Below are 24,947 nucleotides of genomic sequence, written 5' to 3'. Positions count from 1 at the left end.
CCTAAAACCAATACTAACATGACTAATGAGTTAACTCATTACATACGAAGCAATCGAGCGGTTCAGTACGCTATCAAATTAATTTTAGATCAATACAGTCGTTAGAATTTTGAATATAACAAAAAGGGTGGTAAATAATATATTGATTAATACAAAGGTCGCAGTGTTTTTAGTGTTCAAATACCTCCCTTGTGACTATAATATCAGCACGCAGAGCATGGTATGAGTATACTCCCACCAAATTTTTTATTTACTATGTTTTAAACCCAATAAAACATAGTAAACAGTCGTAATTTAACTTTGGCAATTGTCGTTATATATGCATTTATACACCTCGGAGAAAAAATGAGTAATTTAAGCTTGAAAAACAAATTGCTGTTACTAGCTATTTTACCGCTAATGCTACTTTTGATCAGCTTAATGCTGAGTTCTTATTATTTAGAGAATAAAAATCAGCAACAAAATTTTGAAGCATTTCAAACTAAGTTAATAAGTGACAAGCAAAGGTTACTAAGTACCGAAATTGAAATTGCTAGCAAAATTGTTCGTTATCAATTAGCAAATGGCTCTGAGCAAGATGCTAAAAACGCTTTAAGAGACTTAACATTTGGCCAAGGTGGTTACTTTTTTATATACGACACCAATGGCATTAGTGTTTTTCATGCATTACTAGGTGATGCTATTGAAGGGCAAAACAAAATAGGGATGACTGACCCTAACGGTAAAAAAATAATAGTGGGCTTATTAGAGCAAGCTAGAAAAGGCGGCGGCGCTTTTAACTATCATTTTCAAAAACCAAATACCACAGGCTTAGTTGAAAAAATGGGCTATGCAGCAATGATACCAGGCACAAACTGGATGATTGGTACTGGCGCATATATGGATGATATAGACGCAGAGCTACTTAAATACCAAACAGCAATGCAAGAGCACATGAATGATAAGGTAATGACCTTATTATTAATTGCTTTGTTTTGGGTTGTTTTAACAATTATATGTGCGTTAGTTGCCGCAAATACAATGGTAAAACCAATACAGCGCATGGCGCAAAGCCTCGACGATATTGCAAAAGGTGAAGGCGATTTAACCAAGCGTCTAGACATTGATACTAACGATGAAATAGGTCAACTTGGCGAAGCATTTAATATGTTTGTAAGTAAGCTACATGGCATTATTGCTAATGTGGTTGATGTAACACACGATGTAAAAACAGCTTCTGGTGATATAAATACACAAACACGATTAATTGAAGACAAGTTACTTAATCACAATCATGAAACAGATCTTGTTGCGACGGCTATTACCGAAATGTCGGCTACTTCTCATGAGGTGGCTCAAAATACAAACCAAGTGGCAGAGTCAACTCAAGCGGCAACGCAAGAAGTTGCTAAAGCTCAAGAGTGTGTTGATATTTCACTCAGTGAGGTTTCAAACTTAATGGGCGAAATTAACTTAGCTGCTGAACAGGTTGATTCACTCAGTGATCAATCTAAAAAGATTAATAGCGTACTAAGTGTAATTGGTGGAATTGCTGAGCAAACAAACTTACTTGCACTTAATGCTGCAATAGAAGCTGCGCGAGCAGGTGAGCAAGGCAGAGGGTTTGCAGTTGTAGCCGATGAAGTAAGAAGCCTAGCAAGTCGTACTCAAGTTAGCACACTAGAGATTAGTGAAATGCTGAGTGAGCTACATAATTTAGTATCAGATGCAGTTGCAGCAATGCAAGCAAGCCAAAGTAGTTGTAATCGCTCTGTTGAATCCTCTCGTGCTATTTCAGAAAGTTTAGGCGCAGTAACAAGCTCAGTTAGATCAATTAACGACATGAGTACGCAAATTGCGACAGCGGCGCTGGAGCAAAGTAGCGTTACAGAAGAAATAAACCGTAATGTATTTGCTATTCAAGAAATAGTTAATGAGCTAACTATTTCAAGTAAAACTACCTCTTCAGTTGGTCAGCATTTAGCTGGGCGTGGTGAAAGCTTAGGACACTTAGTTGGCCAGTTTAAGATTTAACAAAGCTCAAAGCCCTACACTAAAAGCCGCTAATAGCGGCTTTATTTTTGTGGGCGATTTTTTATAAAAATTATTGAATTTTTTGCATGCGTTAAGGTCTATCAGCATGCAAATATACCTATACAGTGAAATAACCATGCAAAACATGCCATCAATTAAACGTTGTACTCGAGAAGAGTTAGCGCCAGAGCAAGATTTGGGGCGTTTAGTCTCTTTTTTACGTTCGAGATTAGCCATTCATGTTGATGCCAAGTTACTTCCTATGGACTTAACTTCTGCGCAATATATTGTGGTTGTACTACTTGCGAGAGAGTCGGTTAATACGCTTGCAGGACTTTGCGAATATATGGTTTATGATCGTGGCGCTATGAGCCGCTTACTAAACCGACTTGAAGAAAAAGGACTCATTATTAAAACGCAATGTGAGCTTGATAAGCGCTCAACTATTTTGTGTTTAAGTGAAAAAGGTAAAGCTCTTTGTCCTGAAATTATGCCTGTAGTGAACGAAGTCTATGCGCAAGCATTAAATGGTTTTTCAGAGCCAGAAAAAAACCAAATAATCGACTTACTATTCAAAGCTATAAATAATCTTGATTCACTGCCAGACTCCCCCCAAAAGTAGATTATCAATAAAATAGCGATACTGTTTCAATAGAAAGTTAGCGTGCTAATTAGTTGATCTGATTGTGCGCAGAATCTAACTTTGATAATATAGTTGCCTAGGCAATTAAAGTTATCATCTTGTTAGGTTTGTTATGATTGAAAATAATTTGTTAGTACAATTACAACAGCAATTTCCAGAACATACGTTTATGCAACATCACTTAAGTGTTGTCCATAAGGGACGTTTTGCTAACGCGATTGTGTATCGATATAAAGATAATGAATTTGATTTAATCGTTAAAGATTTTAGCCAAAGCCCCTGGTTTATCCGCAAAACATTTGCACGTATGTCGGTAAATCAAGAGTATAAAGGGTTGAGCCGTTTAGCAGAGCTTAACGCAGTTGCTAACCGCTTTTGTAGATTGTCGCCGATAGCGGTTGCTTATAACTATATTGAAGGCACGCCACTGCGCGCTTTAATTCATGAAGACAAAACACTACCTGTTAACTTTTTTAGTGAGCTTGAGCGTCAAGTAGCAAAAATGCATCGCAAAGGCATCGTGCATTTAGACTTGCGTAATATGGGTAATATTTTATGCGGCGCAGACGGTAAACCTTATTTTATTGATTTTCAGTCCACTATTAGCTTTTCTCGTTTTCCACGTTGGTTGCAACGCTTTATGCGAGGATCTGACATGTCAGGCGTATATAAAGCATGGAATAAATTGGGTGAGCAGCCTCTGCCACAAAAAAAGCAAGACTATTTAGAGCGCTTTAATCACGTGCGTAAACGCTGGATTTTTAAAGGTTACCCAATACAGCGAGGCTATGCGTGGGGCGCTGCACTTATTACTCAATTTGTAGATTCTGACTTAGTACGAAATATTACTGATAGACTTTAATTTAAAGCATAAACCGTAATTTAAAAACACCTAATTCATTGTGTGATTTTGCCCATATTAGCCTAGCTAATATGGGATTTTTTTTATTATAATTAATCCCTTTGGTTTGCTTACTTGTTGTTTAACCCCTCAAAAACAATTACTTTTACTGTTTTTTTAATTTTTTAAAATAAATATTAGTACTGCATTTAGTTTGCCCATACAATGCGCAAAAATAGCTTGCGCATGCTTAATAAGTTCACGTTTTTTCTGCAATTTTTTATTGTTCAAGTAGACTATAAATAATGTGCGCTTTTAAATTTTAAGGTTTTAAGATGATTGAGTATCCGGTAGACCAACTTCCACAGCTCATAAATGATTTATTGCAATGCGATACAACAGAACGCAAAAATAAATTATTAGCAGATGCGCAGTTAACGCTTTCAACAGAGCACTTATCATTACTTTTTGAGGCGATACCAAAAGAACAACGACTTGAAATTTGGCAGTTGCTTGATGAAGACACGCAACACGAAATTTTTGTTAATTTAAGTGAAGATAGTTGTTTGTGGTTGCTGCAAACGCTAGAAGACACTGAGGCTTTTAAACTTCTTGATGAAGTTAATGTAGAAGAGCTACTGGAACTTGAAGAAGTTATACCAGAGCGATTTGTTGAGTATGCAAAAAAGCAACTCGATGAAGCGCAAACCAAACAATATGATTTAGCGCAGCAATACCCGCCAGAACAACTTGGTCACTGGTTAGGTTTTGACTTTTTAAAAGTATCAGAGAAGCTAACTGCCGGTGGCGCTAAAAAATTGCTACATAAAGGTTTACCGCAATACAGTGAAGTTATTTATTTAGTAAGCCGCAAGGGTAGTTTAATAGGTGAGGTTGCGGTAAATGATTTAATAAAAGCCAGCGACACTGATAACTTAATGACATTGGCAAATCATGACTTTTCATCGCTCCATGCTGATGATGATTTATATGAAGCAGCAGAAGTGGTGATCCACAGTGAAAAAATGGCACTGCCAGTGGTTAATGCTGATAATAAATTACTTGGGCGATTAACCATTGCCTCTGCTTATGAATTACGACAAGAAATTGCTGATGAAGCAGCCGCTAAAGCCGGTGGTTTACGTGAAGACGAAGACCTGTTCGCAAGTGTGCGAAAAAGTGCTAAAAACCGTGGTATATGGTTAGGTATTAACTTAGCTACTGCCTTTTTAGCGTCCTGGTTCATCGGTTTATTTGGCGCAACTATAGAACAGGTTGTAGCACTAGCTGTATTAATGCCAGTGGTTGCTTCTATGGGCGGGATCGCAGGTAGTCAAACATTAACCGTTATTGTGCGTGGTTTAGCGCTCGGACAGGTTACAGATTCAAACCGTAATGCGTTGCTTAAAAAAGAGCTACGTGTTGGCGCTGTAAATGGCTTGGTATGGGCGTTTGTAATCGGCCTACTTACCTTTTTATGGTTTAACGACTTAATGCTTAGTATTACGATTACGGTAGCCATATTATTGAATTTAGTCGCTGCGTCACTAGCGGGTGTTGTTATTCCGTCTATTTTAGACAAAATGAAAATTGATCCTGCGTTATCTGGCTCGGTAATTTTAACTACCGTTACCGATATTGTTGGGTTTGTTACCTTTTTAGGTTTAGGCAGTTTATTGCTTTTATAAGCCTTATACCAATTCGCTTAATTAAGTGAATTGGTATTACTAACAGGAAAATACAATGACCTTTGAAGTCATGATTTGGTGTGCAATTGCTTTGTGTATTTCACAATCGGCAATATTTTCGGGCTTAAACTTAGCGTTTTTTTCACTAAGTAGGCTTCAGCTTGAAATGGAAAGTGCAAAAGGGAACGAGGCGGCCATAAAAGTAATGGCCCTTCGAAACGACTCTAACTTTTTATTGTCGACTATTTTGTGGGGTAACGTAGGTATTAACGTACTACTTACACTACTTTCTGATTCGGTATTAATGGGCGCAAGTTCGTTTTTATTCTCAACTATTGCAATTACTATTATTGGTGAAATAACACCACAGGCTTATTTTTCGCGTAATGCGTTAAAAATGGCGAGCCTACTTTCGCCGTTAATTAAGTTTTATCAGATTCTGTTTTATATAGTTGCTAAGCCAACGGCTTTAATACTCGATGCATGGTTAGGTAAAGAGGGGATTACGTACTTTGCTGAAAGTGAGCTCAGGGGTATTATTCGCAAACACATAGAGGCTGAAGAAGCTGATGTTCAACACGTTGAGGGAATAGGCGCGCTTAACTTTTTTAGCTTAGATGAAATAAGCGTAACCAAAGAGGGTGAGGTAATTGATCCAGACTCTATTATTGCTTTGCCTACTAAGCTTGATTTGCCTATTTTCCCAGACCTTACATTAACAACTGATAATGAGTTTTTACGCAAACTACATAAGTCAGGTTATAACTGGGTGATCATTACCAATGAAGACGGTTGGCCTTTATTAGTGGTAGATGCTGACGGCTTTTTAAGATCAGCGTTATTTGAGCCAGATACGTTTGACCCTTATCATTATTGTCACAGACCTATAATTGTTGCTGATGAAGCGATGCGTTTGAGTGAAGTGATTTTAAAAATACGGGCTAATCATTCTTTAGATAAATCGTTTGATGGGGCCATTGATCACGATGTGGTATTAGTGTGGAGCGACGTGAAACGCATTATTACCGGCGCTGATATATTTGGTCGGTTGCTCAAAGGTATGAGTGCACCAAAACTCGAACTGCATGAAAATACAGAGAATAAAAAGCCGCTATAAAGCGGCTTTTTTGTATTTAGTTGGATGGAGCTTTACGCCCAACCTTCGTAGCGCTTACGACGTGACAGCACTATCGTTAATATAATACCTAAAAACAGGCCTAAAAACGCAATAGCACCACCGTAAGTAAGTAGCTGACGTTTCTCTTTTGAGCTAGCAGCTTCTTTTTGAGTGCGCTCTTGCTCTAGCGTTGTTTTAAGCTTAGTAATTTGAGCAGATAACTGCAGATTTTGATCTGTTAAAGTTTGGTTTTGTTCTTGTAGCTGTGGAAGTTCTATTTGAGCTTGACGTAGCTTTTCTTGCATAGTGCTCATTTCGCTACTTAGTGTTTTATACTGTTGGTGTAAGCCAGCTGTTTTAGTAATAAACTTAGTTTCTATCCAGCCTTCGCGGTCTTTATCATCTTTAATTTTTATAAAGCCGTTTTCTTCATTTGATAACAAGGTTAACTTTGTTCCAGCATCTACAGAGCCGAGTAGTCGATAATTTTTACTCGCCCCAGAGCGCATAAAAGTGTATAGATTATCGATAATATAAGCGGTGTTTGCATTCGTTGAATTTGCAGGTTGTGCTTCTTGTGCATAACTCATGAATGTGGTGGCTGTTAAAAGTAGCCCTAATAAACAATGTTTTAGCATTTATCTACCTTGTTGATCTAACTGCGTCCGTTATGAACGTGATTTTTATTTCACATAAGTAGTTAGATAGTATGGATTAAATAGATCAATAGCAAGACTGATATTGTAACCCAGTACGGTAACGCAGGAGTAGTTATCGAGTCCACTAGGTTACAAACCTCACGCTGTGATTAAATTGCCCCTAGATAGAACGAATTTTAATCCGCAAAGGTCATCAGGCCCTAAAATAAGGTTAAAAAATTTGCATTGTTAAGGCGCTTTGTTTATTTTGAGCACTTATTTATTTTAAAGGTAATCCGAAAACCGAATGGATACTGAGATAGAACTGAAATTTTTGGTATCAGATGCCGTTATTCCACTGATCCCCTCGTTAATTACTCAATTTGCAAAAACGGTGAAGAATAAACCGTCTCGCAGCTTACAAAATGCATACTACGATACGCCAAGCAGAGAGCTTAGAGCGCTTGATATAGGCTTTAGAACGCGTTGTTCTGACAGCGAATGCGAGCAAACTATAAAGCTTGCAGGTGAAGTGGTAGGTGGTTTACACCAACGTCCAGAGTACAATTTACCAATTGAATCAAGCCGTCCTAATTTAATGGCGTTTGATGCTGATATTTGGCCTCATGGCATGCAAATAAGCGCCATCTCAAAAAACCTGTATCCAATATTTAGTACTAACTTTATTCGTCGTACTTGGTTAATTGAAACCGAAAGTGGCGCTAAAATTGAAGTTGTGCTAGATAAAGGTGAAATTGCGGCTTCGGGTAAAATTGAAATTATTAGCGAGCTAGAAATTGAGCTAGTTGAGGGCAGTCGTAATGAGCTGTTTGCATTTGCAGATATACTAGTTAGCCAAAACTGCATACGCTTAGGTTTGTATTCTAAGGCCGCGCGTGGTTATCGACTTGCTGATGAAAAACCTTTAATGCCAAGCAAATCTATTGGTTTTGTACAATTACCAAAGTCGACTACTCAAGAGCGTGCTTTAGTTGAAGCCATGAACTTTGGCATTCGCTTTGTACAAAAGCACGAGCAATGCTATTTCGATAAGCCAAGTTTAAAAACACTTAAACGCGTAACTGACGGCATCAGTTTAATCCGCCATACTTTTTGGCTATACGACGATATAGTATCTAAAGAAAGTACAGAGCACTTACGTACCGAACTTAAATGGTTATTAAGTGAGTTAGCGTGGGTAGAAAACGCGATTCAATTAAAAACGTACACGTCTAAACGCCATGCTTTTTATAAAAAAATTAATGCGGCGCCAGCACTTGCTCAAGTCATTGGCGACTTAAAAGAGTTACAGCCAAGCATTGACGATATAAATGCACTGTTTCACAGCGCACGTTATAATCGTTTATTACTATCGTTAACTACCTGGTTAATCGATAAGCAATGGCGTAAAGACTGGGGGCAAGCAGAGCTTCAAGCGGCTGAGCAAAATGTGTCGTCTATTGCCAATAGGCTTTTTAATAAAGACTGGAAAAACCTGCACGAGTTGCTTCCAAAGGAGCAAACACTCGATGTCGCTTCGTATTTAAACCTGCGCACTCAACTTGAAAATAGCCTACTGAGCGGTAACTGTTTAGGATCGTTATTTGATAAAGAAGAACGCCTAGAGTTTAGATTGCCTTGGCTTGATATTTCTCATGGTATTTATGAATTAAGTACGCTTGAGTATTTAAAGCAATTATGTGCAGGGCAAGAAGACGAACAGCTTGCTAAAATCCAGTCATGGCTTGAACAAAAGTCTGAATATTTGGTCAGTGCCATGGAGCAAAGTCGCCTTGCTTCACTTGACATAGAACCTTACTGGCAAAAATAAATGATGCGCTTTTGTAATGAAATTCAGTTGCAAAAGTGTTTATTCGTTATTTTTTTATTAGTTAGTTTTAACACTTACGCTGAGCCTATATGGCATTTGTATAAAAACAAAAATGGCGTAAGTGTGTATTATCAAAGCCACAGTGATAATACCTTTGAAGTAAAAGCGCAGATGAGCGTGAAAGGCGTATCCACCAATGAGTTTTTAGAATTACTTAGTGATACCGATGCCGCCCCCCAATGGCTCGAAAATATATCTCAGGTAAAGGTTATTGAGCACATAAGCCCATCAGAAAATTTAGTGTACAGTTATTTTAATTCTCCTTGGCCTGTTAGAGATAGAGATAGCATTACTTATTCTTGTTATTCACAGTTAACTGCAAATAAAAGCCAATTGCTTATTAATGCTCGCCCTAATAAGCAGCCCAGAAATAATGGCGTCATAAGAATTACTACTTTAAATGCACGCTGGCTACTGAGTGAGGACAAAGGCCGCCTTGATATTGAGTACCAAGTATATGCTTTGCCTGATGGGGCAATACCTACTTGGCTAAGCAATAAGGTCGGATTGAAAAGTACTTACACCACATTTATGAACTTGCATCATATGCTCACAGATAAAAAATACACTCCAAAACTACCTATAATCAAAGCAGGTCAATGCTAAATATCGAATATATAATAATTTAATGGTGTGTTGAGTAGTCTTTAACTACGCTTAAGCAATAATGACACGCTATTATTTGGAGAATTGATGAAGTATTTAGTGGCTATATTATGTTTGATACACAGCTCATTCTTATTAGCTCAAGAATATACCTTTGGTGTAGTGCCGCAATACGAGCCGCAAAAGCTAAATACTATTTGGCAACCTTTGTTAAAGCAAGTAAGTAAGCAAACGGGAGTAACAATAAAGCTAATTACAGTTGAGTCTATTCCTGTATTTGAAAAAGCCTTTGCTAATGGCGAATACGACTTTGCATACATGAATCCATGGCACAGTGTTGTAGCATACGAAAAACAGGGATATTTGCCACTAATAAAAGATGCAGGGCGAAAGCTGCAAGGTATTTTGCTCGTAAACAAAGACAGTGATATTGATAATTTAAGCCAACTAGAGGGCGCTGAAATAGCATTCCCTGCACCTAACGCATTAGGTGCGTCATTATTAATGAGAGCTGATTTAGCATTGTTATATGGGCTAACAATAAAGCCTGTATATGTCCAAACTCATCCATCGGTATATTTAAATGTAGCACTGCACTCAACAATGGCGGGCGGTGGTGTAATGGGCACATTTAAACAACAACCAGAAAGCTTACAAAATAAACTTAAAATTCTTTATAAAACGCGTGAAATTAGTCGCCACCCAATTGTCGCCCACCCAAGGGTTGATGCTGCAATACAGTTAAAAGTACAGCAAGCTATTTTAGATATAGGGCAAAGCGCAGAGCATAAACATTTACTTGCAGGTATCCCAATTATTAAACCTAGTATTGCAACTTTAGCAGAGTATCAGCAGTTAACTCAGTGGGGGTTGCGCTCTTTTTATGTTGAAAATTAGAGGGTTTCGTAGCCTAAGAGCACAAAGCTTTATTGTGGTATTGCTTTGTGGCTTGCTTATGGCCTGTCTTTTTATGTTTTACGCCTTACCGGAACAAGCGCGCTGGGTAAACGATGGCCTTTCAAAGGCTGCTCAGCGTTCTTTAGCGCAGTTGTCGACTTCTATAACGACTCCGTTGTTAACTAGGCAATATGCAGAGCTATATGAAGAAATAGACAGTCAACTTCAAACTCGCCCTAATTGGAAAAGTATTAAAATTGTTGATGTTGATTCAAAAAACCAATTGTATCCGCTTGAGAATTGGGTTGGAGCAAATGAGAACGGCGACATGCTGTTATCTCAACAGGTGATATTTTTAGACAAACCGCTGGCTAATATTAGCTTGGTTGTTAATTTTACGAATGAAATTAACGAATCTTCAAAACTTCATTACACCTTAATATATATACAATTTATTATTTTAGTTATCGTTTTTATAGGTTTGGCTTGGCTGGTGGATTACAGGGTTACATCGCCTTTGAGGACGCTAAAACTTGGGTTTTCACGTTTAGCTAAAGGCGACTTTGATTGCCATATAGATAAACAACAACAAAATGAAGTGGGCAGTGTAATAAATGCATTTAATAATATGGTTGATGAGGTTGCGAATAACCATCAAAAATTAAATGCATTACGAATTCAAGCTGAGTCTGCAAGTAAAGCAAAGTCAGATTTTATGGCCAGTATGAGCCACGAATTAAGAACTCCATTAAATGCAATTTTAGGCTTAGCCCAGCTGTATGGATATGATGAGAGTGCTAATAAAGTACAAAAAGAAAACGCGAAAAGCATTTATCAAGCTGGGGAGCATTTACTATTACTCATAGACGATGTGCTTGATTTAACGGCTATTGAGTCGGGTAATATGCAGTTTAGTTTTTCTTATGTGCCTATTAAAAGCATATTAGAAGAGTCAGTAGAGTTTGTCACTGAGCTTATTAAAGGGCAATCAATAACACTGCAAACTCACGGTTTTGAGTCCTTAGAAGGGTTGAGTATTTATATTGATCAGCGCCGCTTTAAACAAGTGATGCTTAACTTGCTTTCAAATGCGATTAAATACAACAAACCAAATGGCAGCATTAATATAAATTGCCGGGTGTTAAGTAATAAACAATGCGAAATAGATGTAACAGACACCGGATGTGGATTTGCTCCAGATGATATTTCTCGCCTATTTAAACCTTTTGACCGCTTAGGCGCTGAAACCAGTAAAGTAAACGGTACGGGTATTGGTTTAGTGATAACTAAGCAGCTGGTAGAGCGTATGCAGGGTTCTTTAAGCGCGCAAAGTGAGCAGCACAAAGGTTCTTGTTTTACACTAAACTTTAACAGCTTTGATCAAACTGACTTGCCAGCACAAGTGCAATCTCCTCAAATAACACTTCAAAGTTTAGATACAGTAACTCTTCCTACGCTTGAGGTTTTAGTAGCAGAGGATCAGGTTACAAATCAGCAAGTATTAAGGCAGCAATTAACCATGCTTGGAGTGTGTTCTACTTTTGTAAGTAATGGTGAGCAAGCTTGGGAGGCCATACAAAATAAACGCTTTGATATTTTACTAACCGATATTCAAATGCCCTTACTCGATGGGTTAGGGTTAGCCAAAAAAATACGCGAAAACACTCATTTTGATGAACTGATTATAATTGCAATTACGGCCAACATTACCAAAAACAACATAGATAATTGTTATACTTGTGGAATGAATGGCTTTTTAACCAAGCCTATTGAGCTTGTTAAATTAAAGTCGTTATTGATGGAGCATTCTCAAACTATGGTCAATACACGTTCAGAAAAATCAGATGGTGAAAATATAGCTTCAGATAGTTTTGATCAATTAGATATTACGCTACTAAAAGCAATGCTTGGTGATGATCCTAGCGTACATTGCATGGTATTTAATGCGTTTTTACAAACAGCAGGGGAGCAAATTAAATTAGCTAACGCGTATGCTAAGAGTAAAAACTATGTTGATTTAGCTTTTCAGGCTCATGCATTAAAGTCATCTTCAAAGTCTGTGGGGGCTATTGAGTTGGCAAATATATGCCAGCAGATAGAAACGCAGGCAGAAAACGAAACAGTCAAAAATGAATATATACAGCAGCTGGAAGAGCGCTTTAACGCTGTAGTCACACAACTTAAAAGCTATTGTTTACGATATGAAAAACGCACATAAAAAATGGCTCTTAAAGAGCCATTTTTTGTTTTAGGTATTTTAGTATTTAGCCGCTTGCCCTTTTTTGGGTAAAGCATGCTGTATAAAGTCACGTAAATCGTTATTAGAGCTTTCTAAATCAGCGTGGCGAAGGTACATCATGTGTCCGCTTCTGTAGCCTTTAAAGCTCAAACGGTCTTTCATTTTACCGCTTGGGTCTAATTGCCATAACGTATATTTAGCGTCAAAGTAATTGGTTGCGCCATCAAAGTATCCTGATTGGATCATCACGTTTAAGTAAGGGTTTTGCGCCATTGCTAAACGTAGATTTTCGCCTGTATTATTACCGGTTCTATCCCATGGATGGACATTACCAAATAAGTTATATTTTACATCAGTTTTATAGTTTAACTCTTCACGTAAGTAGTGATTAATTGCAGGAGTGAAAGAGTGTAACCAAGAGGTAAGTTCAGCCCAGTAGTCTGGGGATTCACCTGCGTCGCGTTTATCTATTCCTAAATAACGAGAATCTAAGCGGCCTATAGTTTGACCACGTTCACGTAGTAGCTCTTTCCAGAAAAACTGAGTTGGAATATCTAAGTTATTTTGTTCAACAAACTTTTCTGATAAGCCTGCGTAGTGCGCCATTTTTGTAATTATGCGTCGCTTTTCATCAGCATTAATAAAACCACCTTTAGCAAGCGCTGGGATTAACTCATTTACAGTAAACTCTTCAACTTCAGGTAATAACTCATCAAGATCTTTAGCTTGTAAATCGGCGTTAAGTGCTTTGTGATACCAAGCAGTCGCAGCAAAGTAAGGTAGGCGGTTAGCGGCTTTAATCGGACCGTCGCGCTTAATACCAATATCGGTAGGTGATACGAGAACAACACCGTTTATGTACATCCACTGACTGTTTTGAAGCTCATGAGCGAGTCCAGATACACGTGTTGTACCGTAGCTTTCACCAATTAAAAATTTAGGCGAGCGCCAGCGCTGGGCTCTATTTACAAAAGTATTTAACCACTCAGCAAGGTATTTAATATCGGCATTAACACCAAAAAATAGCTCTTTTTGTTTTGCTTTAGAAGGCAGTTCGCCTTTTTCGTTTTCAAGTACGCGAGAATAGCCTGTATTTACTGGGTTTACGTAAACAATATCGGCAATATCAAGTACGGAATATGGATTGTCTTTTACGCCGTAAGGTTGAATTGGATAGCCTTCGTCATCAATTTTTAATACGCGAGGGCCAGTATAAGCAAGATGCATCCATACAGAAGCCGAACCTGGCCCGCCATTAAATGAAATAAGTAATGGGCGAGTTGTTCTGTCGTCAACTTTGTCACGTGTGTAGTAGGTGTATTGTAGTGTAGCAACCGCGTCGCCTTTATCATCCCATACAGGTTGTGTGCCTGTAGCTACGGTATAACTAAAACGCTGGCCATTAATTTTAGCCTTATGTTGGGTAACTACTTTGCTGTCTACATCAATACGACGTTGGTTATCGGCAAGCGTGCTTGTACTAATTATTAATGCAATAACGGTTATCGGTAAACTGATAATACGACTAAGCTTCATTAGGTGTCCTTATTATTGTTGATACATCATTAAAGATAAAAATGAGTTAAATAACAAAAGTATTGAGACTAGTGGCCGATAATACTGGTTAAGTAAGGTATTAATACATTGAAAGACGCGTATTAATCGCTTTTATAGTTATTTTGGATTTACTTTCTTTATTTAGTTAATTGCAAAATTCAGGTATATTGCGGCCTACTTGTATTGATTTTTTATACAGGCTATCACCAAAAAAATCTAACGGATTACGCTTTCAAGCACAATAAGTGCACTTTACACCGGATGTTTATGACTAATGCTATTGCAGTAATAGCGTTGTATTTGTCGTTTTGTGGTAAAACTAATTAAAGGTAAAGAGAAGCTTTATGCAAAGAGTATTAGTGGTTGAAGACAGTAAAGTAGTGCAGCAGGTACTTCGCCACTTAACTGCACAATACCTTGATGTGGCAATCGATTTTGCTTGGTCTTTAGCTGAATGTGCCACTTACGTAGAAAAATACGACTACACGCTTGCGTTAGTTGATTTAACCTTGCCAGATGCTCCTCACGGTGAAGTCGCAAAATATACTTTATCTAAAAAGATTCCTACGGTTGTTTTAACCTCAAAAATAGATGAGTACAAGCGCCAACAAATGCTTGAATTAGGTGTAGTTGATTATGTTATTAAAGATAATCGCGACTCTTACCATTACGCCGTTAAACTCGTTGCGCAATTGCTAAGAAACCAAGGTTGTAAAGCATTAGTAGCAGATGATTCATTACTGAGCCGCTCGTTAATGAAGCAAATGCTTGAAAAGCAGTTGTTTGATGTGACAGATGCCCACGATGGACAACAAGCACTCGAAATATTAAAAGCTAATCCTGATATAAAGCTACTTATGACCGACTACGCTATGCCTTCTATGGATGGCTTTGAACTTGTTAAAGCGGTACGTAACTTTAGAGGCCGAGACGACTTAGCAATTATTGGCTTGTCGGGCGCGGGGAAACATGGCCTATCAGCGCGATTTATTAAATATGGCGCCAATGACTTTTTAACAAAGCCATTTATGAATGAGGAGTTTCATTGTCGAGTACTTCAAACAATGGAGCAACTATCGTTAATTTCAGATATTAAAGAAAGCGCGCATAGGGATCATTTAACAGGGCTTCATAATCGACGCTATTTTTATCAATATGCAGAAAAGCTCCTTAAAAGTAAAAACCAGAAAAATACTCTCGCATTGTTAGATATCGATTTTTTCAAAAATATTAACGATACATTAGGCCATGAGGGTGGCGATCAGGCTTTAAAGCAGGTTGGTTCATTAATCCGTACTACGTTTTCAAAGTTTACAGTTGCACGGGTTGGTGGAGAAGAGTTTGCCATAATATTACCTGAGATAGAGCTTGAACGTGGTCGAGAATACTTTGAAGCATTTAGAAAAAAGCTGGCTAGTTACGATTTTTCTATCAGCGATAAATCAATTAAAATTACTACAAGTATAGGCTTGGCAGACTTTCAAGACACTAGCTTGACGCAGGCAATGCGTGTTGCTGACAAAGCATTATACGAAGCTAAAAACCAAGGTAGAAACTGCGTGGTATAACTCTGTTGTATAAAGCTAAGCATGCAATTAATATATTGTACGCACCAATGTAGATAACTTGTTAAATTAACGCACCTAATTGGTGCGTTTTTTTTGTTATTTAGTTTCTGTTTTTCACTAACTTATTGTTTTAAAAAATATAAAAATAGTGGCACAAAGGTTGGATTGTTTAACCCAACAGGATAACAATAAAGAGTCCGAGGGGGCCGCTATGAAAATGATTAGTGCAATCATAAAACCATTTAAATTAGACGACGTGCGTGAAGCACTCGCTGATTTAGGAATTGAGGGGATGACAGTAGTTGATGTTAAAGGTTTTGGACGTCAACGAGGTCATACTGAGTTATATCGTGGTGCAGAATACCAAGTAGATTTTATTCCTAAGATCAAACTTGAAATTGCAACTCGTACTGAAAATTGTCAACGCGTTGTTGAAGCAATTACTAAAATTGCATCAACAGGTAAAATCGGTGACGGGAAAATTTTCGTGTACGACTTAGATCAAATTGTTCGTATCCGTACTGGCGAACTTGACGAAGAAGCAATTTAAGGGGGTCTCATGGAAAATACAATAATAGAACTAAAGTTTTCACTCGATACCTTCTATTTTTTAATATCAGGTATATTAGTAATGTGGATGGCAGCAGGTTTTGCCATGTTAGAAGCGGGCTTAGTTCGCTCTAAAAACACAGCTGAAATTTTAACTAAAAATGTCGCGCTGTATTCAATTGCATGTACGATGTTTTTATTAGTTGGCTACAACATTATGTATGTCGACAATGCCGAAGGTGGTTTTATTCCTTCAATAGGCGCTTTAATTGGCACACAGGCTGCTGATGCTGACCATTCTTTAGAATCTGACTTTTTCTTCCAAGTAGTATTTGTTGCAACGGCTATGTCGATTGTATCGGGTGCAGTTGCTGAGCGTATGAAGCTATGGGCTTTCCTTGGCTTTGCTGTAGTACTAACTGGTTTTATTTACCCTATTGAAGGTTACTGGACATGGGGTGGTGGTTTCTTATCTGAAATGGGCTTTGTAGATTTTGCAGGTTCTGCAATTGTACATGGCGCAGGTGCAGCTGCTGCACTAGCTGGTGTATTAATCCTAGGTGCTCGTAAAGGCAAATATGGTAAAAACGGTGAAATATACCCAATTCCAGGTTCAAACTTACCACTTGCTACACTAGGTACATTTATTTTATGGATGGGTTGGTTTGGCTTTAACGGTGGTTCTCAATTACTACTTTCGGATAAAGAAAACGCAACTGCGGTAGGTCAAATATTACTTAATACTAATGCAGCTGCTGCAATGGGTGCTATTGCTGCACTGTTTGTATGTAAGATACTTTGGGGCAAATCAGATTTAACCATGGTATTAAACGGTGCATTAGCAGGTTTAGTTGTAATTACTGCAGACCCACTTTCACCTTCTCCATTAATGGCATGTTTACTAGGTTTACTTGGTGGCTCATTAGTTGTGTTTAGCATTATAGCACTTGATAAAGTTAAGATTGACGATCCAGTAGGTGCTATCTCTGTACACGGTGTGTGTGGTGCATTAGGTATTATGTTAGTACCACTAACCAATGGTGATGCAAGCTTTGTTAATCAGTTAATTGGTTTAGTGTGTATTCTTGCCTTTGTATTTGTAGCATCATTTATTGTTTGGACTGTGCTTAACAAAACAATGGGTATACGAGTAACTGAAGAGGAAGAACTAAACGGTATGGATCAACACGATTGTGGTATTGAAGCCTACCCAGAGTTTGTTTCTGTTCGAAATAGCTAATAGTTTATTTAAATAATAGTGTGTTTACACAAAGCCCTACTTCAGTAGGGCTTTTTTTGTTTCAGGGGGGGTTAACTTTTCGGATGTTAGGATATGCCCAATATGCTAAGCTCACACTCGTGAATAACCCTTGGAATAAATTACACTTAAATGGCCGACAATAAAAAAACACCTACCAGCAAACCTGCAGCTAAACGTGCAAGTAAATCGTCAAGCACGACAAAAAAAAGCACATCAAAGGGCAGTAAAAAAACAGTTAAGCCCACTGTAAAACGCTCTTTTATGAGAAAAACATGGTCAGTGTTTTGGAAATTCAGCTTGGCTGTTTTTATTGCAATGGCAATGTATTTCATTTATTTAGATTCAAAAACAACACGTATATTTGAAGGTAATAAATGGCAACTTCCAGCGCAAGTGTATGCTCGTTCTATGGAGTTTTATCCGGGGCAATTTTTATCAAGCCAAGAAGTTGTGTTTGAGTTAGAGCGTCTACATTATTCATCTGTTAATAGATTAAGCAGAACAGGGCAGTTTGTTAAAACAGCAGATAGCATCAAGATTTATCGCCGTGATTTTGAATTTTATGATGGCCTTGAAGAATCACATATTATTGAACTTCGTTTTGCAGGGCAAAAAGTTGCGACCATTAAAGATAAGTTCGGCAGGCGTTTAAACTCTGCTCGCCTAGAACCTGTGCAAATAGCGCGAATTGGCAACGATTCTAAACAAGATAGAGAATTTGTACCGCTAGATAAGTTCCCAGCCATGCTTAAAGATACGCTACTGGTGGTTGAAGACCGTGATTTTTATGATCACCATGGTGTGTCGGTGTTTTCTATTTTACGTGCGCTTTATTCAAATATTAAAGCGGGACGCACCGTTCAAGGTGGCAGTACGCTTACTCAGCAATTAGCTAAAAATATTTACCTCACGCGTGAGCGTTCTTTAGTACGAAAAATAAATGAGGCCTTTATTGCCCTTATTTTAGATTATCGCTATTCAAAAGATCAGATATTAGAAGCTTACTTAAATGAGGTATACCTAGGGCAATCATACAACCAAGGCATCCATGGTATGGGGCTTGCCTCTGACTTTTACTTTTCAAAGCCTGTAGACGAGCTTGAGTACGATCAAATTGCTCTGCTGGTGGCAATGGTTAAAGGCCCATCTTATTACAACCCACGTCGTTATAAAGAGCGCACAATGGAGCGCAGGGACTTAGTGCTACGTCTAATGGTCGAAAATAAGTTACTTAGCACAAAAGAGTACCGTGCATCGCTTAATCGCCCAATTGATATTGCGCCAATGAAAGCCAGTTTACAAAAATCATACCCAGGCTATTTAGAGCTAGTAAACAGAGAGTTAAATGAATTATTACCTGATCAGCAAACACTTGATGCAGGCGTAAGAGTATTTACTTATTTTGACTTACAAAAGCAAACAGCAATGGAAGAGTCGATTGAAAAGAGTTTACCGTACTTGGAAAATCGCCCTAGAACTGAAAAACTAGAAGCAGCCATGATCTCTGTTAATGTAGAAAAAGGCGGTGTTTCTGCACTTATTGCTGGTCGCGATGTTCGCTATTCAGGATTTAACCGTGTTTTAGACACAAAACGTAATATAGGCTCGCTTGTAAAACCTGCCGTGTATTTAACCGCACTGCAATTGCCACATTATAATTTAGCTACTTTGCTTGATGACTCGCCAGTACAGGTCACAAATGAGCAAGGTAAAGTGTGGCAACCAGAAAATTTTGACCACCAATACCGTGGTGCAATTGCGCTTTATAAAGCATTTAGTAACAGTATAAATATCCCAGCGGTTAATTTAGGCCTCGATGTAGGTGTTGATAAAGTAGTAAATACATTGAAAGGTTTAGGCGCAACAGGGGCGATAGACGAATACCCATCGCTGCTTTTAGGGGCTGTTGAAATGTCGAGTTTTGAAGTGGCTCAGCTTTATACAACAATTGCTGCAGATGGCGAATATAAAAAGCTCACTGCAATTTCGGCATTAACTGACTCTGTTGGTAAAGTACTTTATAAGCATAAAGTAAATGCAGAGCCTCGTTTTGATAAATCTGCAATGTATATGACCAAATACGCGATGAAACGCGTAACGAAAGATGGCACTGCTAAACGCTTAAATTTACACTTTCCGTCAATCCAGCTCGCTGGTAAAACAGGGACCAGCAACGATTTACGTGATAGTTGGTTTGCAGGCTTTGATCAAAATACAGTGACTGTTGCGTGGCTTGGTCGAGATGACAACAAAAGCACTGGTTTAACAGGCAGCGTAGGCGCATTAGAAGCGTATATTCGTTACTTAAAGCCGCTTAACCCACAAGCAATAGCTGATACTCGTCCACCATCAATTCGCTGGGCATTTGTAAATGAGCAAACGGGTAAGCAGGCACCACCAGGATGTGGCAAGGTGATTCAGCTACCGCTTAGGGCGAGTGAGTTCGAGCCTAGGCCGCAATGCATACGTTAATTTAAGATTACTTTAAACAACAAAGCCGCTTATTTAGCGGCTTTGTTGTAAGTTGTAGTTAACGCTTAAGATTTAAAAAACTGCATTGATTTGGTTAAATCATTAGATAAGCGACTTAATTGCTGTGCATCTTGTAGCGTTGACTGAGCTGATGTTAGCGTTTGATCTGCTAAATTACTCACTTCTTGCGAATCATTTAATGCCTGTGTTGTTGCATTTGATTGCTGTTTAACACGCTCTGCAATTACTTCACCTTGATGTTTAATATCGCCCATACTTTGCTCTGCACTTTGTAATACTTCATTGGTTTGATTGGCTGCTTTTACTGATTGCTCCATTTTTTCAACACTTGAGCGCATTTTTTGCTGAGTGTCGTCAGATGCTTGTTGTAAAGAGCTAATAATTTGATGTATTTCTTGGGTTTGTGTTTGTGTACGCTGAGCAAGTGTTCTTACCTCATCAGCTACAACGGCAAATCCACGGCCATGCTCGCCGGCTCGCGCGGCTTCAATAGCGGCATTAAGTGCAAGCAAGTTTGTTTGATCGGCTATTTCACTGATCCCTTTACTTACTTTGCTAATTTCTTGGCTATCTTGTGCTAGTTTATCGAGCGCTTGTTGGCTCTCTGCAAATTCAATTTGGAGGTCTTGCATATATTTAGCAAGCTCCATTGTATTATCTGAACCTTGTTTCACATGAGCAGCAGCATTTTGTGCGGTAAGCGTAGCTTGATGCGCTGACTCTTCAACTGCAAGTGCGTTTTGAGCCATATCGCTTAGTGCATTATAAATGGCATTGACTCGAATTTGCTGTTTTGAAACATCATTGCTTGTTTCGCTACTCGCATGTGATAGCGATTTAGTTGCATCGCATAGCTCTTCTGTACTTGCTTTAACATCAAATAATAAATGTGAAAATGCGTTAAGTAGTGCGTTGTAGCGCGATGCAATAATTCCCATTTCATCATTAGTGCTCGAATCGATAGTTGCATTTAAGTCGCCATTCGCGGCTCTATTCGCGGCATCAGCAAAGCGATTAATGGTATCAACAACTGCAAAATAAAAACCAATCATCAAATAAAATGCAAATAGCAAACTAATCAATGAAGCAGCTAAAACAAGATTTCGTGTCCACTGTTGAGTTTGTAGTTTTGCCTCTATAAGGCTCTCAAGTGTTGGAATGCTCTTACTAACAAGTTGATTAATACTACTGTGAACGTTGTTTGTTAGCTTAGTGAACTCTGCTTGAGTTAATAGAATATCGTCTGGTTCAAGTAGTTTTTCATCTATCGCTTTTTTAAATGCATCCACAGCACTGTGTAAATTATTTAACGAAGGCATAAGCGCTTTGTTTACTGATTTATCTGCATTGGTGGCTACATTGAGTATTTTATCGAGTTGTTTTTCGTATAAAGGAAGTGACTTACTAAAATTTGAAAGTGCTATAAACGTATCGGGCGTAAAACGGTTACTAGCTAAAACAGTATTAGCGCTTTGCGCTGTTGAGTTTATTTGCATTATAAGTGCAGGAATTGGTGTGACTAAAGAGCGGTTTACATAAGCGCTTGCTAATTGACTGTCTAAGGCTAGATTTGATTGAATAGAAACAAGTTCAAGTACTTCATTGGCTTGAGTGTCTTTTATGTCAAAGCCGAGTGAACGAGCTATTTTTATATTTTGATTCGTATCTCCCTGCATTTGATTTGAAAGTATAGCTCTGTAGCCTTTTAAGCCTTGCTGCTGCATTTTTGAAACAGCAATACTTTCACTTAATAACGAGACTAAAAAAAACAAACTAAGTGCTAGAGGAACGAGTAAAATTCCAAACATTAAGCTGATTTTAGTTTTGTATTTTAAGTTTGCCATTAGCTGGATAGCGGGAAAAGAAAATTGGCGTAATCCTGACATAAGGCTCTCTTGTATTTTTTGTATTAGGGTAAAGGTGAATAGACCTTGTTACGCTTAATTATCATTCATTTATAGTACATTACAAATAAAAAAAGCCCTTTCGGGCTTTTTTCAATCTTTAGTCTTAATTACATACTTAAAAACAAGTGGTTACAAATGTATAAATAGAAATTTTTAGCTTAAAGTTTAGCAAACGAGCGTTCCGCTGCCGCTATTGTGTCTTTTACTTCTTGTTCAGTATGTGCAGCACATACAAAACCAGCCTCAAATGCTGATGGGGCAAGGTAAACGCCTTCTTCAAGCATAAGGTGGAAAAAACGTTTGAAGCGCTCTAGGTCACACTCAGTTGCTTGCTTGTAGGTTGTTACTTTTTCAGCATCAGTAAAAAAGAATCCATACATGCCGCCCGCATAGTTAGTTGTTAGCGCAACACCGGCTTTTTTAGCACCAGCTTCAAAGCCTTCACAAATTGCTTTTGAAATAGCTTCTAACTTATCGTGAAGGCCAGGCTCACTTAATAACTCAAGTGATTTTAAACCTGCAGCCATTGCAATAGGGTTACCAGAAAGAGTACCTGCTTGGTAAACTGGTCCTACAGGCGCAATGTAATCCATTATTTCAGTTTTACCACCAAACGCGCCAACTGGCATCCCGCCGCCAATTACTTTACCTAAACACGTAAGATCTGGTTTAATGTTGTAATAAGCTTGTGCACCGCCAAGTGCAACACGAAAGCCTGTCATTACTTCATCAAAAATAAGTACTGATTTATATTCGTCACACACATCACGCAAACCTTCTAAAAATCCAGGCACTGGTGGAATACAGTTCATGTTACCGGCTACTGGCTCTACAATAATACAGGCAATTTCGTCTGCGTATTTTGCAAAAATAGCTTTTACTTCATCTAGATTATTAAACGAAACTGTAAGTGTATGCTTAGCAAAGTCTTCAGGAATACCTGGAGAATTAGGCACACCCATTGTTAGTGCACCAGAGCCTGCCTTAACTAATAACGAGTCAGCGTGACCGTGGTAACAACCTTCAAATTTTAATATTTTATCGCGACCGGTAAAGCCACGTGCTAAACGAATTGCACTCATTGTCGCTTCAGTGCCTGAGCTAACCATGCGTACTTTTTCGATTGATGGAACTAGCTCTTTTACTTTTTCAGCCATTAATATTTCGGCTTCAGTTGGTGCGCCATAGCTAAGGCCATTTTCTACAGCTTCGTGTACGGCTTGTTTAATTGCAGGGTGGTTATGGCCCATGATCATAGGCCCCCAAGAGCCAACATAATCAATGTAACGATTACCGTCGGCATCAAATGTAAACGCGCCTTCTGCTTTTGTAATGAATAGTGGCGTACCGCCTACACCATTAAAAGCACGAACTGGTGAATTTACGCCACCAGGAATAGAAGCTTGGGCGCGTTCAAATAAGTCTTGGCTAATTGTCATGAAAAATCCTATAAATTGTCACTTAAAAGGGGGTTAGCTGTCGCGTTTGCGGCTAAACCAAGGTACGTCTACTTCATACTTATCGACTTTGTTTTCTACGCCGAGTGTTAAAGCAAACAGTGCCATACGAATTAATACGCCATTTTGTACCTGGCGAAATATTGCTAAATTGTCGTTACTGTTTAAGTCGTTATCAAGCTCGTTGGCTTCTAAGCGACTATCACGTGGAAGAGGATGCATTAATACTGAGTTAGGCTTACAGTGGGCGCTGTAAATAGATTGGCTAATCCTAAAGCCGCCACGGTATTTATTTGCTTCTTCTTGCGAAGGAAAACGCTCTTCTTGAATACGTGTTTGGTAAACAATATCGGCTGCTAAATTACCTTCCATCTTATTTACTAGCTCAATTTTATGGCCAGCATTTTCTACTGCATCTAAAATGCTTGTTGGCATTTGTAAGCCGTCAGGCGCGACCATCGAAAACTTTACGTTTTTATAATGGCACAATAGTTTAGATAAAGAATGCACTGTGCGGCCATACTTTAAATCGCCCACAAGCGCTATATGCATACCATCAATATTTTGACCAAAACGATGTAATTCGCGCTCAATGGTTAATAAGTCAAGCAATGCTTGAGTAGGGTGCTCATTTGGGCCGTCGCCGCCATTAATAACGGGTACAGTACAGCCGTCAGCAAATTCACTAACTGAGCCTGCATCAGGATGGCGCATAGCAACAGCGTCAGCATAAGCTGAAATAACGCGGGCGGTATCGTAAAGAGACTCACCCTTAGCAAGGGCTGAACTTTGCATACCTGTAGTTTCACGTACGCCACCGCCAAGTAAATTAAAGGCGGTGCCAAAGCTAACTCGTGTACGAGTGCTTGGTTCAAAAAACAAATTAGCTAAAATAGCGCCTTCTAGCACCGTAGTTTGCTTTTGCTTTTTAGCATAAGGCTCCATTTTTTTTGCTACTGCAAAAATACGTTCAATGCAGTCTCTGTCTAGCTGATTTACAGACAGTATATGCTCACCTTGGAAACTTAACATAGGGTTATTCCTAATCAATCAAATGGGCGCGATAATCCATAAATGGAGCACGCAATCGCGCGTGTTATAGCAAGTATTGTAAATTGCAGCGCAGTTTAACATGCACCGAAACGCTTATAAATTAGGTTTTATTACCGCAAGCGCCACTATGATGAGCAACACAATAACTGGGAGCTCGTTAAAAATACGATAAAAGCGGTCTGTCTTAGTGTTGCGGTCATGTTTAAAGTCATTTAATAACTTAAAACAGTAGCCGTGGTATATATATAATATGATCACCAGCACTAGTTTATAGTGCAACCACATACTGTATCTAAACCAATCACGACCATATTCAACAATGGTTAATACACCAAATACAGCGGTTAATACAGCAAATGGGGTAACGAAATAAAGTAGTCTGCGCTCCATAACTTTTAACATAGAGTTGCATGATCTTTCCTCGCTCATAGCGTGATATACAAATAATCGAGGCAAGTAAAAAATACCGGCAAACCACGCAATCATAAAAAATATGTGGAGTGTTTTATAAATCAATAATGCGCTCATA

Annotated in this window: 19 protein-coding genes; 13 read left to right on the top strand and 6 right to left on the bottom strand. The window is 38.5% G+C overall.

Annotated elements, in window-relative coordinates:
* Positions 1-345: 345 nt before the first annotated feature.
* The 5 genes from JG479_RS12285 to JG479_RS12265 all read left to right on the top strand — a co-directional run bounded on the left by JG479_RS12285 (position 346) and on the right by JG479_RS12265 (position 6,302).
* Complete coding sequence (locus JG479_RS12285) at positions 346-2,013, top strand: methyl-accepting chemotaxis protein (RefSeq protein WP_200219413.1); 1,668 nt, start codon at positions 346-348, stop codon at positions 2,011-2,013.
* Positions 2,014-2,119: 106 nt separating this feature from the next.
* Positions 2,120-2,635: a MarR family winged helix-turn-helix transcriptional regulator gene (locus JG479_RS12280; RefSeq protein ID WP_223231670.1), complete on the top strand. Its 516-nt coding sequence runs from the start codon at positions 2,120-2,122 to the stop codon at positions 2,633-2,635.
* A gap of 133 nt (positions 2,636-2,768) precedes the next feature.
* Positions 2,769-3,518: an RIO1 family regulatory kinase/ATPase domain-containing protein gene (locus JG479_RS12275; protein WP_138489524.1), complete on the top strand. Its 750-nt coding sequence runs from the start codon at positions 2,769-2,771 to the stop codon at positions 3,516-3,518.
* 314 nt (positions 3,519-3,832) lie between these two features.
* Positions 3,833-5,185, top strand: a complete 1,353-nt coding sequence (locus JG479_RS12270) for a magnesium transporter (protein WP_007584828.1) — start codon at positions 3,833-3,835, stop codon at positions 5,183-5,185.
* 55 nt (positions 5,186-5,240) lie between these two features.
* Positions 5,241-6,302 (top strand): DUF21 domain-containing protein, encoded by a 1,062-nt coding sequence (locus JG479_RS12265; protein WP_024598984.1) that lies wholly within the window; start codon positions 5,241-5,243, stop codon positions 6,300-6,302.
* Positions 6,303-6,334: 32 nt separating this feature from the next.
* Here JG479_RS12265 and JG479_RS12260 read toward each other — a convergent pair whose 3' ends face one another.
* The gene (locus tag JG479_RS12260) at positions 6,335-6,940 is read right to left on the bottom strand and encodes a TIGR04211 family SH3 domain-containing protein (RefSeq protein WP_002958928.1); all 606 of its coding nucleotides are present in this window, start codon (positions 6,938-6,940) and stop codon (positions 6,335-6,337) included.
* A 307-nt stretch (positions 6,941-7,247) separates the two neighbouring features.
* Here JG479_RS12260 and JG479_RS12255 point away from each other — a divergent pair, with 307 nt between their 5' ends.
* From JG479_RS12255 to JG479_RS12240, 4 genes are all read left to right on the top strand, one after another.
* Positions 7,248-8,771 (top strand): CYTH and CHAD domain-containing protein, encoded by a 1,524-nt coding sequence (locus JG479_RS12255; protein ID WP_024596277.1) that lies wholly within the window; start codon positions 7,248-7,250, stop codon positions 8,769-8,771.
* Positions 8,772-9,437, top strand: coding sequence for an START domain-containing protein (locus JG479_RS12250; RefSeq protein WP_200219412.1), 666 nt, complete (start codon positions 8,772-8,774; stop codon positions 9,435-9,437).
* Positions 9,438-9,524: 87 nt separating this feature from the next.
* On the top strand, positions 9,525-10,334 hold the full coding sequence (locus JG479_RS12245; protein ID WP_182670812.1) for a phosphate/phosphite/phosphonate ABC transporter substrate-binding protein: 810 nt from the start codon (positions 9,525-9,527) through the stop codon (positions 10,332-10,334).
* A complete protein-coding gene (locus JG479_RS12240) occupies positions 10,321-12,552 on the top strand; it encodes an ATP-binding protein (protein ID WP_200219411.1) in 2,232 nt (743 codons plus the stop codon). The genes JG479_RS12245 and JG479_RS12240 overlap by 14 nt, the downstream gene beginning before the upstream one ends.
* Positions 12,553-12,591: 39 nt before the next feature.
* On the opposite strand, the gene JG479_RS12235 is transcribed toward JG479_RS12240, so the two are convergent.
* Positions 12,592-14,109: a S10 family peptidase gene (locus JG479_RS12235; protein WP_200219410.1), complete on the bottom strand. Its 1,518-nt coding sequence runs from the start codon at positions 14,107-14,109 to the stop codon at positions 12,592-12,594.
* Between the two features lie 365 nt (positions 14,110-14,474).
* Here JG479_RS12235 and JG479_RS12230 point away from each other — a divergent pair, with 365 nt between their 5' ends.
* The 4 genes from JG479_RS12230 to mrcB all read left to right on the top strand — a co-directional run bounded on the left by JG479_RS12230 (position 14,475) and on the right by mrcB (position 19,980).
* Positions 14,475-15,698: a diguanylate cyclase domain-containing protein gene (locus JG479_RS12230; protein WP_002958922.1), complete on the top strand. Its 1,224-nt coding sequence runs from the start codon at positions 14,475-14,477 to the stop codon at positions 15,696-15,698.
* A 211-nt stretch (positions 15,699-15,909) separates the two neighbouring features.
* The gene (locus tag JG479_RS12225; RefSeq protein WP_004587162.1) at positions 15,910-16,248 is read left to right on the top strand and encodes a P-II family nitrogen regulator; all 339 of its coding nucleotides are present in this window, start codon (positions 15,910-15,912) and stop codon (positions 16,246-16,248) included.
* A gap of 9 nt (positions 16,249-16,257) precedes the next feature.
* The gene (locus tag JG479_RS12220; protein WP_024596272.1) at positions 16,258-17,487 is read left to right on the top strand and encodes an ammonium transporter; all 1,230 of its coding nucleotides are present in this window, start codon (positions 16,258-16,260) and stop codon (positions 17,485-17,487) included.
* A gap of 150 nt (positions 17,488-17,637) precedes the next feature.
* Entirely contained in the window at positions 17,638-19,980 is a 2,343-nt protein-coding gene (mrcB, locus tag JG479_RS12215; RefSeq protein WP_024604976.1) for a penicillin-binding protein 1B, read from the top strand.
* Between the two features lie 65 nt (positions 19,981-20,045).
* On the opposite strand, the gene JG479_RS12210 is transcribed toward mrcB, so the two are convergent.
* The 4 genes from JG479_RS12210 to JG479_RS12195 all read right to left on the bottom strand — a co-directional run bounded on the left by JG479_RS12210 (position 20,046) and on the right by JG479_RS12195 (position 24,946).
* On the bottom strand, positions 20,046-21,887 hold the full coding sequence (locus JG479_RS12210; RefSeq protein WP_200219409.1) for a methyl-accepting chemotaxis protein: 1,842 nt from the start codon (positions 21,885-21,887) through the stop codon (positions 20,046-20,048).
* Positions 21,888-22,066: 179 nt separating this feature from the next.
* Positions 22,067-23,347, bottom strand: coding sequence for a glutamate-1-semialdehyde 2,1-aminomutase (gene hemL / locus JG479_RS12205; protein WP_024596268.1), 1,281 nt, complete (start codon positions 23,345-23,347; stop codon positions 22,067-22,069).
* Between the two features lie 33 nt (positions 23,348-23,380).
* Positions 23,381-24,397: an aspartate carbamoyltransferase gene (locus JG479_RS12200; protein WP_002958914.1), complete on the bottom strand. Its 1,017-nt coding sequence runs from the start codon at positions 24,395-24,397 to the stop codon at positions 23,381-23,383.
* A 114-nt stretch (positions 24,398-24,511) separates the two neighbouring features.
* Positions 24,512-24,946, bottom strand: coding sequence for a CopD family protein (locus JG479_RS12195; protein ID WP_200219408.1), 435 nt, complete (start codon positions 24,944-24,946; stop codon positions 24,512-24,514).
* Position 24,947: the final 1 nt, after the last annotated feature.

It is taken from the genome of Pseudoalteromonas sp. LC2018020214 (assembly GCF_016598755.1).
In the GTDB taxonomy this organism is placed as follows: domain Bacteria; phylum Pseudomonadota; class Gammaproteobacteria; order Enterobacterales; family Alteromonadaceae; genus Pseudoalteromonas; species Pseudoalteromonas distincta.
The sequence above is the reverse complement of the archived record's forward strand: the minus strand, read 5'-3'. Positions and strand labels throughout refer to the sequence as shown.

Bases quoted from the DNA above. Each gene is read 5' to 3' on its own strand.
- JG479_RS12200 (WP_002958914.1), bottom strand. From the start codon at position 24,397: ATGTTAAGTTTCCAAGGTGAGCATATACTGTCTGTAAATCAGCTAGAC.
- JG479_RS12260 (WP_002958928.1), bottom strand. From the start codon at position 6,940: ATGCTAAAACATTGTTTATTAGGGCTACTTTTAACAGCCACCACATTC.
- JG479_RS12195 (WP_200219408.1), bottom strand. From the start codon at position 24,946: ATGAGCGCATTATTGATTTATAAAACACTCCACATATTTTTTATGATT.
- mrcB (WP_024604976.1), top strand. From the start codon at position 17,638: ATGGCCGACAATAAAAAAACACCTACCAGCAAACCTGCAGCTAAACGT.
- JG479_RS12220 (WP_024596272.1), top strand. From the start codon at position 16,258: ATGGAAAATACAATAATAGAACTAAAGTTTTCACTCGATACCTTCTAT.
- JG479_RS12270 (WP_007584828.1), top strand. From the start codon at position 3,833: ATGATTGAGTATCCGGTAGACCAACTTCCACAGCTCATAAATGATTTA.
- JG479_RS12255 (WP_024596277.1), top strand. From the start codon at position 7,248: ATGGATACTGAGATAGAACTGAAATTTTTGGTATCAGATGCCGTTATT.
- JG479_RS12240 (WP_200219411.1), top strand. From the start codon at position 10,321: ATGTTGAAAATTAGAGGGTTTCGTAGCCTAAGAGCACAAAGCTTTATT.
- JG479_RS12245 (WP_182670812.1), top strand. From the start codon at position 9,525: ATGAAGTATTTAGTGGCTATATTATGTTTGATACACAGCTCATTCTTA.
- JG479_RS12235 (WP_200219410.1), bottom strand. From the start codon at position 14,109: ATGAAGCTTAGTCGTATTATCAGTTTACCGATAACCGTTATTGCATTA.
- JG479_RS12225 (WP_004587162.1), top strand. From the start codon at position 15,910: ATGAAAATGATTAGTGCAATCATAAAACCATTTAAATTAGACGACGTG.
- JG479_RS12280 (WP_223231670.1), top strand. From the start codon at position 2,120: ATGCAAATATACCTATACAGTGAAATAACCATGCAAAACATGCCATCA.
- JG479_RS12250 (WP_200219412.1), top strand. From the start codon at position 8,772: ATGATGCGCTTTTGTAATGAAATTCAGTTGCAAAAGTGTTTATTCGTT.
- JG479_RS12275 (WP_138489524.1), top strand. From the start codon at position 2,769: ATGATTGAAAATAATTTGTTAGTACAATTACAACAGCAATTTCCAGAA.
- hemL (WP_024596268.1), bottom strand. From the start codon at position 23,347: ATGACAATTAGCCAAGACTTATTTGAACGCGCCCAAGCTTCTATTCCT.
- JG479_RS12285 (WP_200219413.1), top strand. From the start codon at position 346: ATGAGTAATTTAAGCTTGAAAAACAAATTGCTGTTACTAGCTATTTTA.
- JG479_RS12265 (WP_024598984.1), top strand. From the start codon at position 5,241: ATGACCTTTGAAGTCATGATTTGGTGTGCAATTGCTTTGTGTATTTCA.
- JG479_RS12210 (WP_200219409.1), bottom strand. From the start codon at position 21,887: ATGTCAGGATTACGCCAATTTTCTTTTCCCGCTATCCAGCTAATGGCA.
- JG479_RS12230 (WP_002958922.1), top strand. From the start codon at position 14,475: ATGCAAAGAGTATTAGTGGTTGAAGACAGTAAAGTAGTGCAGCAGGTA.